Below are 12,157 nucleotides of genomic sequence, written 5' to 3' on the forward strand. Positions count from 1 at the left end.
CCGTTTTACTATGCAGCCGCTTCCTCTTGACGACGATGCATCATCACCTTCCATTCGCCTTCCTGCACCACCTCGTTGCGCTGGTTACGGATAGCGACATAGAAATTGACGATACCGACGGATGGCTTCTTGGTCTCTCGCTTGCCAGTAACCTTCTCGTAGACGTGGATCGTGTCACCGATCTTTACTGGACCGCGCATGTCCCACGTCATACCCAGGAAGGCTACAGCCGTGCCTTCCTTGATGCCGAGGCGGCTTTCGAGCCCCGTTGCGATCGCAAACGCTGCTGGACCGTGCAAAATACGCCCACCGAAGACCGTGTTCTTTGCGAACTCTTCATCGGTATGCACCGGATTGTGATCACCAGTGATCGCAGCGAACATGACAATGTCGGCTTCGGTTATTGTGCGACGCGGACTTTCCCACTCCGTACCAACGTCGAGTTCATCGTAAAACTTTGCGTTCTGCCCGATTGCGGCGCTCATGTCTGTTCCTCTGATGTTGTAGTAAGGCCGAACATTTCTTGGCCCGACGTTCTTTCATGGCCTCGGCGCGAAACACCAAAGCCTGTCAAAAAGTGCTATTGCACGTCCGCAAAGCGGGGCGCGCCAGTACTTGCCGATTTCGGATCGAAGCCGTAGTTCTTGAGAATCGCCGCGATTTCGCCCTTGCGCTGCATCTCGTCGATGTCTTCGTTGATCGCCTTTCCCAGTTCATTGTTCGACTTCGCGTAGAGGAAACTGATCTGGGCGGGATGCACTGACGGCGCGACTCGCGAATCGGGTTGCAGGGCGACAACCTTGAAACCTTTGAACCCACCTTTCCTCTGCGCATCCACACCCGCGTTGTAAGTGTTGATCGCAGTATCGATTCGACCTGCCTCGAGGTCTTGGGCTAGCGCCACCGCCGTCGGGTATAGCTTCAGATTTTCGCCAAGAATCTTCTTCAAGTCGGCGACCCAGAGATACCCCTGAACCGTGCCCACCGTCTTTCCGGTCAGCTCGGCGAGCTTCGAATAGCCCTGTTTCGAATAGACGCCCATCTGTTCGAGATAGAGCGGGGTGGAGACGCCCATGACATTTGCGCGCGCCGCTGTGCGATACCAAGACCCCGACGACATGTCCGCGCGCCCCGTCACCACGTACTGAATCGACGCGGATGCATCTACGAGAGTCGGACTGATCTTGACGCATTCGCGCTCGGCAACTTTCTCGAGGATTTCTGCGTCGACACCGACGAACTTTCCGCTGGCGTCGACATTGTCGAAGGGCGGATAGGATGTGGTGGTGACCGACAACGTCCCCGTATTGATCGTCTCGAACTTATGCACGGGCGTACAAGCAGCAAAGCTGTTTGTCGTCACGGTGAGGAACCCGATCACGCCTAACACCGCTCCCATAATCTTGACATTCTGGCTCTTCAAAACGCTTTCCTCGTTATCTACAGAAAAATGCATCACGATGCGACATTGAATGCCACCTCCTACTCATGCCGCGACAGATGCTTCTCCATGCGTCCGATCAGCAGAGTTGAAGGCACGCAAATGGACGCATATAAAAATCCGGTCAGGACCAGCACCGGCATGTAACGGAAGGTGCTCGACCCGATGTCATTAGCCCGGCTGACGAGCTCCGGCAGTGCAATCGTGAAACAGAGCGAAGTCGTCTGCAGCATGACCAGCGCAAATCCAAGCAGCGGCGGAATGGCCACTCGCAAGCCCTGCGGCAGGATGATCAACCTGAAGCTGTCTCTGGTGCTGAGGCCTATCGCATAGGCAGCTTCCCGCTGACCGAACGGAACTGACACAAGACCGGCACGCATGATTTCGCTTGTGTATGCGCCCGTACTGAGCGCAAGTGCTACGACAGACGAAAAAAATGACGAGAGCGTAAGTCCAACCGTAGGCAGTCCAAAGTAGAGAAACTGCAGGAGTATCAGTGCGGGCGCGCCTCGACCAAGTTCGACGATCACGACGGAAATTGCTCGGAAGCTTTTTGACGGACTACCCACACCGATCGCGAGAGCAAGCCCCAGCGGGATTCCCAGCACAAGCGACGCGACTGTTACTTCCAGGCTTATCCCGAGCCCGGCTACGAGGCTGGGCAACCAGGAGAGCCAAAGGTCCAAGATCTCTTTCATCGTGCAATACTCATACGAAGTCGTGTGTCCAGAGCGCGCGATCCCCACGCCATTAGTACGCTGATTACGAAATAAATGAAGCCGGCCGCCGCGTAGACTTCGATGCCTTTGAAGGTCGCCTGCGATGCACGATAGGCCGCCTGGGCGATCTCCGGTACCCCAATTGTGGAAGCGACCGCGGTATCCTTGACCAAGCCAATGGCGTACGTCGCGCAAGACGGCAGTGCCGTGCGGAAAATCTGCGGGCCCAGCACGTCAACGTACTGTCGCCACCGAGACAATCCGAGCACCTTGGATGCTTCAAACTGCCCTAGAGGTACAGCTTTCATCGCACCTCGATAGATCTCCGCAAGATTTGCCGCAGTGATCAGAGCCAGGCCGATAACACCGGATGCAAAAGGACTCAGATGCAGTATGCCACTACCGATCCCGAAGAAAATGATGAACAGCCAAACAATCGGTGGGATCGATCGCATCACAAGAATGACTCCCATCGACACGCCCCGCACGACAGCGGAGCGCGAAACGCGCAACGCACACATCGGGATGGCGAGTATGGATCCGGCGACAAAAGCGAAAACTGTCAGCCCGATCGTCCACGGAACCGCCTGCAGAAGCATTCCGCCGACACTTTGAATAATGCCCATCATCGATCCCTCACAGCAGAGAGAAATTGGCGCACCCGGTCGTGGGTGGGATTGCGCATCACGTCTTTGCTGGCCCCCTCCTCGAGAATTCCACCGTCGGCCATCACGATGACGCGATCAGAGACGTTCTCAGCGAATCGCATCTCATGAGTCACAACCATCATCGTCATACCCTCATCCGCGAGTTCCCGCATTACTGCGAGCACTTCCAGCCCCACTTCGGGATCGAGCGCTGAGGTCGGTTCGTCGAACAGCATGATCTTTGGATCGAGCGCGAGGGCGCGGGATATTGCAATGCGCTGCTGCTGCCCGCCCGAACATCGCGACGGATACTGGCTAGCCTTGCTTGCCAGACCGACACGCGTCAGGAGTTGGATCGAACGCTCATCTGCCTCGTTCTTAGTACGACCCAACACCCGTTGCTGCGCGAGGCTGACGTTCTGAAGGACCGTCAGATGCGGAAACAGGTTGAACGACTGGAAAACCATCCCCAGTGCTCGCCGGAAGTGATTCAGTGCCGACCGGCTCGGCTTCTCGTCGGCCTTGATCGTCACCCCGTCGACAGTCACGCTGCCGGCAGTCGGCGGCTCAAGCTGGTTAATGCAACGCAGCAAGGTGCTCTTGCCAGACCCGCTCGGCCCGATCACGGCTACGACCTCTCCTGCCGACATGCTCAGATTTACGCCGCCAAGCACCTTGTGTTCGCCAAAGGATTTGTCGATTGCATCTAGCTGCAACAGGGGACTTGCCCCACTGGACTTTGTTGTCTGCTTCATACCCACTGCCGAGAGATCAGTCATGGTCATCATTTGCGTGTCGATTGCGCATCGCGAGCGTGGCAATACCCTCCTGGCACCGATCACGCTCACGTCCGGAGAACCCCTCCGGATCACGAGCACAATTTACGGCGTACCTACGATCTTTTAAATACTCACAAACCATTAAATTCGACCGATGAGTCAGTATGCCTGAATCCTGGCCACGTCAAAAAAGTTTTTTCCGTCGTTCGGGTCAGTCATTTGATTCACGTTTACCCGAAGTTTTCGGGGGTGTTGGGAGATGACTTAACCACGCCTTCCTGTTGTCTTCGACCACTCGCCACTAGTCGGCGCGCTTTGTGCCCGCGATGGATGCCTACAGACACGAGTGTGGTTCGGAGAAGCGAAGGATCGCCGATGCGCTTGCGGCTGTTGCTGGGCGATTTTTGATTGTCTATACTTAGTGGTCAGTTTTTTAACCCAATAAGTACAGGACACGAATATGCTCACTCCAGTCAACCCGCCAGCTGGCGGATTCCCGGGTGTCTCGCTTGGCATGCGAATCTCCGGCGGAGACCTTCTCATTCTCAGCGGGCACGTTGGCACCTTGCCGAACGGGGAGCTCGCTGAGGGATTTGAAGCACAATTGCGGGCGACCTACGAAAACATCAAAGCTACCCTGCATGCGGCCGGCGCCGGATTCGAAGCGGTTGCTCGGCTCACGCATTACGTGGTTGATTTCGATCCATCCATGCTGGCGATTCTGCGCTCGGTACGCTCCGAGTACATCAACAACGACGCACCGCCATCGGCCGCACTCATTCCGCTTGTGAAGCTTTATGACAAGGCGGTGCTGCTCGAAGTCGATGGTTTTGCCGTCCTGCCCGAAAGACGGCGTATCGACTGATGATGGACGCAGCAGGTCCAGCTGCGTCCGCCACCCCGATCACATTTCATCCGGATCGAATCACATGAAATCACGTGCCGCAGTTGCATTTGCACCGGGACAATCGTTGCAGATCGTCGAAATTGATGTCGAACCTCCACGCAAGGGCGAAGTCCTCGTCAGAATCACCCATACCGGCGTCTGTCACACCGACGCCTTCACGCTCTCGGGCGACGATCCGGAAGGTCTCTTTCCGGTAGTACTCGGACATGAGGGAGCGGGCGTCGTTGTTGAAATCGGCGAAGGTGTGACGAGTGTCAAGCCAGGCGATCACGTGATTCCGCTCTACACCGCCGAATGCGGCGAATGCCTCTTCTGCAAGAGTGGAAAGACTAATCTCTGCGTCGCGGTTCGCGACACGCAGGGAAAGGGCGTGATGCCCGACGGCACGACGCGGTTCAGCTATAACGGCCAACCCATCTACCACTACATGGGCTGTTCGACATTTTCCGAGTACACCGTCGTTGCGCAAGTATCGCTGGCCAGGATTAGCCCAGATGCAAACCCGGAACACGTCTGCCTTTTGGGGTGCGGCGTGACCACGGGTCTCGGCGCCGTAAAAAACACAGCGAAGGTGCAAGAGGGCGACACGGTCGCAGTGTTCGGTCTCGGCGGCATCGGCCTTGCCGTAATCCAAGGCGCAAAATTGGCGAAGGCTTCCCGTATTCTCGCCATCGATACCAACCCAAGTAAGTTCGAACTTGCGCGCACTTTCGGAGCTACTGACTTCCTGAACCCGAATGACTTCGGCAAGCCGATCCAACAGGTGATCGTCGATCTGACCGGATGGGGCGTTGATCACAGCTTCGAATGCATTGGCAACACAAACGTCATGCGCGCGGCACTCGAAAGTGCGCATCGCGGCTGGGGGCAATCTATCGTCATCGGCGTCGCCGGTGCCGGGCAGGAGATATCGACGCGGCCGTTCCAACTGGTCACCGGCCGGCGCTGGTTAGGAACCGCGTTTGGCGGCGTCAAGGGTCGATCTGAACTGCCGGGGATGGTCGAGGATGCGATGACCGGCAAGATCAATCTCGGGCCGTTCGTCACGCATCCCAAGCCTCTTCCGGAGATAAACGAGGCGTTCGACCTGATGCACGAAGGAAAGTCAATTCGCACAGTGATTCATTACTGAACCCGTAGAGCAGCTAGGACATGACCGTAGCAATCCACCCAACAGTCGACAAAGGTATCCAGAAAGGCGCGGAAAGTTTCGCAGGCGGCAAGTTGCGTTGCCTGTGCGTTCAGGATCCCGTTGAAGTCCAGATCGACTCCCAAGTCGTTTTCAATCATGCCTGCGGCTGCACCAAATGCTGGAAACCGGACGGTGAAGTTTTCTCGGTGGTTGGTGTTGTCCCACGCGACAAGGTTCACGTCACCGCTCGTAAGGAAAAACTCAAGACTGTTGATGAGCAGGCTCTGATCCGGCGGCACGCGTGATCCAGCTGCGGTGCACACCTCTTTGGCCGAATCGAAAACAAGGAGCATGCCTTTTTTGGTCTCGACTTTGTACATACCGAACTTTCTCCCGACAGCGGCTCGGAAGGTCCCGGTTTCGCGGCTTTCGTATCTTCCGTGATCGAAAGCGGAACGCCGCCGTCCGCGATGGCCGAGATCCGCGACACTCTTCGCAGTAACGGACTGGAGCCCTACGACTGCCTCAGTCCTGCATTGATGGACATCCTCGCCGCGCATGCAGCGAAGGCGAAAGGCACTTACCGAGAGGCTTGACCCATGGAACGTATTGAGCGGCACAGCCACGATGGTACTCAAGAGGTTTGGAAACACACCTCGATCACTCTGAATTGTGAGATCTTCGCTGCTCGGGGGGCGCACCTTGAAAACGATGTCACTGCGGGCCCGGAGTTCGGCGGCCGTTGCCACGACCTCGGCACCCGCCGCACCGTAATCACCATCGCCAAAGTTCGCACCTGCGCCGGCGCCGCTTTGCACAGCAACCGGGAACCCAAGCTTGATCAGTTTCTCGACCACTTCGGGCACGGTTGCTACACGTCGCTCCCCAGTGGCTGTCTCCAGAGGAATTCCAATCAGTAATGTCATATTGTCAATTGATGGTAGTGGCCGTCGCAAGGAACTCGGGCCTGCACTTCAGGGTTTTGTCGCAGTAAGGAGCACCGCGCGAACAATGTCGATATGTCACGTACTGCTTATATTGTGAGGTCTTAAAAGCGATCAGCGACGGACCGACGGGCTCCGCTCGCGCACGTCATCTTTCCTTTGGCTATCATATGCATTGACTTCAATCCCGCCCAGAATACAAGCGCTTCAGCACCCGGGCTATCGCCTAACTCAACGTCTTCATTGAGTTTTCAGTCGTGCATCTTGTTCCGCACATGATAGCGAATCGCCTTACTGCGACAGAACCTTCTAACTTGCCTCGGAATACTCGTGATCTGCTGGTTGCATTGGGGTGATTGCGGTTTCTTGGTTTATGGGTAGAGAGTTCCGGATATAGCCGTTTTTTCAACCGTTCGAACGTCGCGCGCAATCAGCATCACCAGTGTCTCGGCGATCAGTGCCGGCTTGTCTTCACCTTCGATCTGCAATTCGTTGGCGATCTTCAGAATGACGCGGCCCCTGGATTTTCTTTCGATCTCCAGCAACACTAGCTGGCTACGCACCCGCACGCCGGCTTTCACCGGCGCGACGAAGCGCACTTTGTCCAGCCCGTAGTTCAGGCCCGCCGCTGCGTCTGCGGGAATCATCCCGATGTCGATCGCCAGCGCCGCCAGCAGCGACAGCGTCAAGTAGCCGTGCGCGATCGTGCCGCCGTAAGGGCTCTCGCGTGACGCGCGTTCGACGTCCACATGAATCCACTGCTTGTCGCCGGTGCAGTCGGCGAACGCATCGATGCGCGCCTGATCGACGACGACCCAATCTGATACCCCCAATTCACGACCGACGAAGTCGTCGAGCGTAGCCATGCTGTATTCAATGATGCTCATGCTGATGTCTCCCTCTGTTGATCGGTCGATGCAAGCCGGCCCGCCATTCACATGTTCGGATAGCTCGAACCGCCGCTGCCTTCCGGCGTGACCCACACGACGTTCTGCGTCGGGTCTTTCACGTCGCAGGTCTTGCAGTGCACGCAGTTCTGCGCGTTGACGATGAGCCGGTGGGCGAGGTCCACGCTTTTGACGAACTCATAGACGCCCGCCGGGCAATTCGACTTTCCGGTCCAGCGTATTTCGCGAGCTTGACACTCACCGGGACAGTGCGTCTTTGAGCGCCAAGTGCGCCGGCTGATTCTCCTCATGTTCGTGTTCGCACTAAAGACGGACGAGAGCCGGTCGGACGTCAGCTTGCAATCGGGTTCGAATAAGCGATCGGCAAGCAGCGGGCCGCAGCGTCTCGTGCTCCGCGTGGCGATGGCTCAGCATCCACGGCACGCGGCCGCCAAAGAGCTTCTGCTCAGCCCGACCATCGGCGTGCCGACATAGAGCCCCTTGCTCATCCACTGCTTGAAGTTGCGCGTCTTGTGCAACTCTTAGTGCAGTCACGAGCGCTTGAACGGTTCAGGGTAAGCGCTCAGTTCGTTGCGCACGCGGCCGCACCGGATAGCATCGAATGCGGCGTCCGCGGCGAGCGTGCCGGACTTGATCGCGCCGTAACTGACCTTGATCCGCGATGCGTTCAGAAATCCCGCGTTGTCGCCGATGGGCAAGCCTCTGCCTAGCGACGGGTTACCGGGCGCGTTGTGAGTTAGCCCGGGGCAACAAGTCACGCCGTCGCGTTGAATCGGTGCGCCGAATCCAGCTGTGCAGGAATGCAGTGTCCGGGTGACACGACGGAGGCGTGACACGATCTAAGTCCATCACGTATGGTCAATAGAAGGAAAGTTTGAGTCCATCCAGTCGTATTGGCTCCGGGACGCCCATGCCCAACTTGAAAAGGTGTGGACGCGAAGGTTCCGAGCAGTTGTGAGATTGACCTGGACACGGCTGGCATCCGTTTTGTCCACGTCTCCAAACACTCTCAATTCATTCCGAACATCCATCACGGTTCACGCTCCTGAGTATTGAAAAAAACTTTCCCATTGAGCGACTGAAGAGCTAGCAACTCATTGATCCGCTTTTTCGACCGACTCAATCCGCAAGGGGATCCGCCAAGCAGACGATTAAGCATGAAGACGCCGGCGCTCTCGGTCGGATGGGACCACTGGCGCCGTCAGGCGATCCAGACTTCCAATGGGAAGTTGAAGGTTCGAAAATTGGCGTTTTGATCTCTCTCTCTCTCTGAAGCGATCAGCTCCTGCGCCTTTTGCACTTTCTTTGTCCACGTTGCGTCAGGCGCCTAGATGCCTTCGACGAGTTCCGGAACGATCGCAAACAGGTCGCCAACGAGGCCATAGTCGGCCACACTGAAGATCGGCGCCTCATCGTCCTTGTTAATCGCGACGATGACCTTGGAGTCCTTCATGCCAGCGAGATGCTGGATGGCACCCGAAATGCCCACTGCGATGTAGAGCTGTGGCGCAACGATCTTGCCGGTTTGGCCGACCTGAAAGTCGTTCGGGACGTAACCCGCATCGACTGCGGCGCGCGAGGCGCCAAGTGCGGCGTTGAGCTTGTCGGCGAGCGGCTCGAGAATCTTCGTGTAGTTCTCGCTACTGCCTAGACCCCGTCCACCCGAGACGATGATCTTTGCGCTCGTCAGTTCCGGACGATCGAGCTTTGTGACGTCGCGGCTCACGAACTGCGAAAGACCACTGGCTGGTGCGGCTTCGACCTTCTCGACCGCTGCGCTGCCGCCTTCGGCCGCGACGGCATCGAACGCCGTTGTGCGGACGGTGATGACCTTGATCGGGTCTTGCGACTGCACCGTCGCGATGGCGTTGCCTGCATAGATCGGACGCTCGAATATGTCGGCACTATCGACAGCGGTGATGTCGCTGATCTGCGCGACATCGAGCTTTGCGGCAATACGCGGTGCAATGTTCTTACCGTAAGCCGTGGCCGGCGCAAGGATGTGCGAGTAATCTTTTGCGATGTTCAGCACGGTGCCTTCGACGTTTTCCGCGAGACCTTCCGCAAGTTGCGGCGCATCTGCAAGCAGCACCTTGCCGACGCCTACGATCTTCGCCGCCGCAACAGCCGCAGCGTGTACGTTGTGACCCGCGACCAGCACGTGAATATCCCCGCCGATTTTCTGTGCCGCAGCGATTGTGTGAAGCGTCGCGGCCTTGATCGACGCGTTGTCGTGTTCTGCAATTACCAGATTCGTCATTTGCTCTGTCTCCGCTTCTACTTAGAGTACCTTCGCTTCGGTCTTCAGTTTCTCGACCAGCGTTTTTACATCCGGCACCTTCACCCCGGCGGAACGCTTCGGCGGCTCGGCGACTTTCAGCGTTTTAAGGCGCGGCGCGACATCGACGCCGAGATCTGCGGGTTTGATCGTTTCCAGCGGCTTTTTCTTCGCCTTCATGATGTTGGGGAGCGTCACGTAGCGCGGCTCGTTCAGACGCAGATCAGTCGTGATCACGGCCGGCAGCTTCAGCGAAAGCGTTTCAGCACCGCCATCTACTTCACGCGAAACATTGGCTCTCCCATCAGCCACAACGACCTTCGATGCGAACGTCGCTTGCGGCAGATTCGCCAACGCAGCGAGCATCTGACCGGTTTGATTGGAATCGTCGTCGATGGCCTGCTTGCCGAGGATCACGAGTTGCGGCTGCTCCTTTTCGACTAGCGCCTTCAGGAGCTTCGCCACAACCAGCGGCTGCAACTCTTCATTCGAGTCGATAAGAATTGCGCGGTCCGCGCCGATCGCCAACGCCGTGCGGAGCGTTTCCTGCGCCTGCGCAACACCTGCCGACACGACGATCACTTCGGTCGCGACGCCGGCTTCCTTCAGGCGCACCGCCTCTTCCACCGCAATTTCATCGAACGGATTCATAGACATCTTCACGTTCGATAAATCGACACCCGAGTTGTCCGACTTCACCCGGACCTTCACGTTGTAGTCAATTACACGTTTCACCGAAACCAGTATTTTCATTTTCAGCTCCCATCTAGCGCTCCTGCGCCAATAGTCGTCCAATAGACGGCTCGACAAACGATTCGCGACGATTCCGCCGACGACACAGCACAAGTGCCTATGGCCGCGCCTGACAAGTAGCCGGTCGTTGGCGCGCAACACTCGCGTTTACACATTGATCCGTTCGAAAATCGCCGCGATCCCTTGGCCGCCGCCGATACACATGGTGACGAGCGCATACCGCCCGCCGATGCGTTGCAACTCGTACAGCGCTTTCACCGTGATGAGCGCGCCAGTCGCACCGATCGGATGGCCGAGCGATATCCCCGAGCCGTTGGGATTGACCTTCGCGGGATCGAGACCAAGTTCCTTCGTGACCGCACACGCTTGTGCCGCAAACGCTTCGTTCGCTTCGATCACATCGAGCTCGCTTAGGTTCAGCCCCGCGCGCTCGAGCACGTTGCGGGTGGCGGCCACTGGACCAATGCCCATGTATGCGGGATCCACGCCCGCATGTGCGTAGGCGACGAGGCGCGCGAGCGGCTTCAGGCCGCGCTTTTCCGCCGTACTGCGTTCCATGAGCACGACCGCGGCGGCCGCGTCGTTGATGCCCGACGAGTTGCCGGCCGTGACCGTGCCGTTTTCCTTCGCGAACACCGCCCGGAGCTTGGCGAAATCGCCGGCCGTTGCATTATGGCGCACGTGCTCGTCGGTATCAAAGACGACATCGCCCTTCTTTGATGGGATCGTGATGGGCAGGATCTGTTCCTTGAAGTGGCCGTTGGCAATCGCCTTGGCCGCGCGACGGTGCGATTCGAGCGCAAGCGCGTCCTGCGCTTCGCGCGAGATGTCGTACTTGCCCGCGACGTTCTCGGCGGTCACGCCCATGTGAATCGAATGGAAAGGATCGCTGAGCGCTCCTACCATCATGTCGACGAGCTGCGTATCGCCCATGCGCTGGCCGAAGCGCGCGGCGGGCATCGAATACGGCGCTCGGCTCATGCTTTCGGCGCCGCCACCGATCGCAATGTCCGTGTCGCCTAACAGAATGCATTGCGCCGCCGAGACGATCGCCTGCAAACCGGAACCACACAGGCGGTTCACCGTCAGGGCCGGTGCGTGCTGTGCGACGCCGCCGTTGATCGCGGCGACGCGCGCGAGGTACATGTCGCGTGGCTCCGAGTGCACGACGTTGCCGAACACGACGTGCCCCACTTCGTCGCCCGACACCGACGCACGTGACAGCGCCTCGCGCACCACGCGTGCGCCGAGATCGGTCGGTGGAAAGCTCGCCAGGCTGCCTCCGAACCCGCCGATGGCGGTCCGTACACCGCTCACAACTACCACATCTCTGCTCAATTTCAACTCCATTTGGCAACAAAGTATCGGAAGCCCGCTTCAATCCAGGCGATTCCGGTCCTTGTTCACATAAACTCGATGTCGATGCCCTGTGCAAGTTCGACCGGGTCTGGCCGATATTCGCTGGCGAATATGTTTTCTATCTCTCACGTGTCAACATTGCGCCGAGAAAAGATGCATCGCCCTAGGGAAACGCTGATTTATTCGGCTCGGCGGTCATCGCCGGCGTAGCTGAGGACGTTATAGAAGACAGCTCACGGAACAGACTCACGATGATGAAGAGGCAGATTGGCTTCGCGGAAGCGGAAATT

At 57.8% G+C, this 12,157-nt stretch carries 13 protein-coding genes and 2 pseudogenes; 3 read left to right on the forward strand and 12 right to left on the reverse strand.

Annotation, left to right across the window (positions count from 1 at the left end):
- Positions 1-8 precede the first annotated feature (8 nt).
- The 5 genes from F6X42_RS35385 to F6X42_RS35405 all read right to left on the reverse strand — a co-directional run bounded on the left by F6X42_RS35385 (position 9) and on the right by F6X42_RS35405 (position 3,586).
- Positions 9-485: a MaoC/PaaZ C-terminal domain-containing protein gene (locus F6X42_RS35385; protein WP_187638603.1), complete on the reverse strand. Its 477-nt coding sequence runs from the start codon at positions 483-485 to the stop codon at positions 9-11.
- Positions 486-580: 95 nt separating this feature from the next.
- Complete coding sequence (locus tag F6X42_RS35390; protein ID WP_246530378.1) at positions 581-1,423, reverse strand: substrate-binding periplasmic protein; 843 nt, start codon at positions 1,421-1,423, stop codon at positions 581-583.
- A 59-nt stretch (positions 1,424-1,482) separates the two neighbouring features.
- Complete coding sequence (locus F6X42_RS35395; protein WP_187638604.1) at positions 1,483-2,139, reverse strand: amino acid ABC transporter permease; 657 nt, start codon at positions 2,137-2,139, stop codon at positions 1,483-1,485.
- Positions 2,136-2,789: an amino acid ABC transporter permease gene (locus F6X42_RS35400; protein WP_187638605.1), complete on the reverse strand. Its 654-nt coding sequence runs from the start codon at positions 2,787-2,789 to the stop codon at positions 2,136-2,138. Before F6X42_RS35400 ends, F6X42_RS35395 begins: the two co-directional genes overlap by 4 nt.
- Positions 2,786-3,586: an amino acid ABC transporter ATP-binding protein gene (locus F6X42_RS35405; RefSeq protein ID WP_281394073.1), complete on the reverse strand. Its 801-nt coding sequence runs from the start codon at positions 3,584-3,586 to the stop codon at positions 2,786-2,788. The genes F6X42_RS35400 and F6X42_RS35405 overlap by 4 nt, the downstream gene beginning before the upstream one ends.
- Positions 3,587-4,046: 460 nt before the next feature.
- Here F6X42_RS35405 and F6X42_RS35410 point away from each other — a divergent pair, with 460 nt between their 5' ends.
- The 3 genes and pseudogenes from F6X42_RS35410 (at position 4,047) to gfa (ending at position 6,221) form a co-directional block, all read left to right on the forward strand.
- Positions 4,047-4,451, forward strand: a complete 405-nt coding sequence (locus F6X42_RS35410) for a RidA family protein (protein ID WP_187638606.1) — start codon at positions 4,047-4,049, stop codon at positions 4,449-4,451.
- Between the two features lie 64 nt (positions 4,452-4,515).
- Complete coding sequence (locus tag F6X42_RS35415; protein WP_187638607.1) at positions 4,516-5,625, forward strand: S-(hydroxymethyl)glutathione dehydrogenase/class III alcohol dehydrogenase; 1,110 nt, start codon at positions 4,516-4,518, stop codon at positions 5,623-5,625.
- A 20-nt stretch (positions 5,626-5,645) separates the two neighbouring features.
- Positions 5,646-6,221, forward strand: a pseudogene (gfa, locus tag F6X42_RS44565) (S-(hydroxymethyl)glutathione synthase).
- Between the two features lie 57 nt (positions 6,222-6,278).
- On the opposite strand, the pseudogene pntA reads toward gfa, so the two are convergent.
- From pntA to bktB, 7 genes and pseudogenes are all read right to left on the reverse strand, one after another.
- A pseudogene (gene pntA, locus F6X42_RS35420) lies at positions 6,279-6,551 on the reverse strand (Re/Si-specific NAD(P)(+) transhydrogenase subunit alpha); the annotation flags it as partial.
- A 389-nt stretch (positions 6,552-6,940) separates the two neighbouring features.
- Entirely contained in the window at positions 6,941-7,456 is a 516-nt protein-coding gene (locus tag F6X42_RS35425; RefSeq protein WP_187638608.1) for a MaoC family dehydratase, read from the reverse strand.
- Between the two features lie 47 nt (positions 7,457-7,503).
- The gene (locus F6X42_RS35430; protein WP_187638615.1) at positions 7,504-7,881 is read right to left on the reverse strand and encodes a 4Fe-4S dicluster domain-containing protein; all 378 of its coding nucleotides are present in this window, start codon (positions 7,879-7,881) and stop codon (positions 7,504-7,506) included.
- Positions 7,882-8,007: 126 nt separating this feature from the next.
- Complete coding sequence (locus F6X42_RS35435) at positions 8,008-8,175, reverse strand: NAD(P)/FAD-dependent oxidoreductase (RefSeq protein WP_187638609.1); 168 nt, start codon at positions 8,173-8,175, stop codon at positions 8,008-8,010.
- 629 nt (positions 8,176-8,804) lie between these two features.
- Positions 8,805-9,737, reverse strand: coding sequence for an electron transfer flavoprotein subunit alpha/FixB family protein (locus F6X42_RS35440; RefSeq protein ID WP_187638610.1), 933 nt, complete (start codon positions 9,735-9,737; stop codon positions 8,805-8,807).
- A gap of 21 nt (positions 9,738-9,758) precedes the next feature.
- Positions 9,759-10,508 (reverse strand): electron transfer flavoprotein subunit beta/FixA family protein, encoded by a 750-nt coding sequence (locus tag F6X42_RS35445; protein WP_187638611.1) that lies wholly within the window; start codon positions 10,506-10,508, stop codon positions 9,759-9,761.
- A gap of 147 nt (positions 10,509-10,655) precedes the next feature.
- Complete coding sequence (gene bktB, locus F6X42_RS35450; RefSeq protein ID WP_187638612.1) at positions 10,656-11,846, reverse strand: beta-ketothiolase BktB; 1,191 nt, start codon at positions 11,844-11,846, stop codon at positions 10,656-10,658.
- Between the last annotated feature and the right edge of the window lie 311 nt (positions 11,847-12,157).

Source organism: Paraburkholderia podalyriae (assembly GCF_014397785.1).
GTDB classification, from domain to species: Bacteria; Pseudomonadota; Gammaproteobacteria; order Burkholderiales; family Burkholderiaceae; genus Paraburkholderia; species Paraburkholderia podalyriae.

What these genes read in the sequence shown, in the direction of transcription:
- F6X42_RS35385 (WP_187638603.1), bottom strand. Translation starts at nt 485, where the DNA reads ATGAGCGCCGCAATCGGGCAGAACGCAAAGTTTTACGATGAACTCGAC.
- F6X42_RS35395 (WP_187638604.1), bottom strand. Translation starts at nt 2,139, where the DNA reads ATGAAAGAGATCTTGGACCTTTGGCTCTCCTGGTTGCCCAGCCTCGTA.
- F6X42_RS35400 (WP_187638605.1), bottom strand. Translation starts at nt 2,789, where the DNA reads ATGATGGGCATTATTCAAAGTGTCGGCGGAATGCTTCTGCAGGCGGTT.
- F6X42_RS35405 (WP_281394073.1), bottom strand. Translation starts at nt 3,586, where the DNA reads ATGACTGATCTCTCGGCAGTGGGTATGAAGCAGACAACAAAGTCCAGT.
- F6X42_RS35410 (WP_187638606.1), top strand. Translation starts at nt 4,047, where the DNA reads ATGCTCACTCCAGTCAACCCGCCAGCTGGCGGATTCCCGGGTGTCTCG.
- F6X42_RS35415 (WP_187638607.1), top strand. Translation starts at nt 4,516, where the DNA reads ATGAAATCACGTGCCGCAGTTGCATTTGCACCGGGACAATCGTTGCAG.
- F6X42_RS35425 (WP_187638608.1), bottom strand. Translation starts at nt 7,456, where the DNA reads ATGAGCATCATTGAATACAGCATGGCTACGCTCGACGACTTCGTCGGT.
- F6X42_RS35440 (WP_187638610.1), bottom strand. Translation starts at nt 9,737, where the DNA reads ATGACGAATCTGGTAATTGCAGAACACGACAACGCGTCGATCAAGGCC.
- F6X42_RS35445 (WP_187638611.1), bottom strand. Translation starts at nt 10,508, where the DNA reads ATGAAAATACTGGTTTCGGTGAAACGTGTAATTGACTACAACGTGAAG.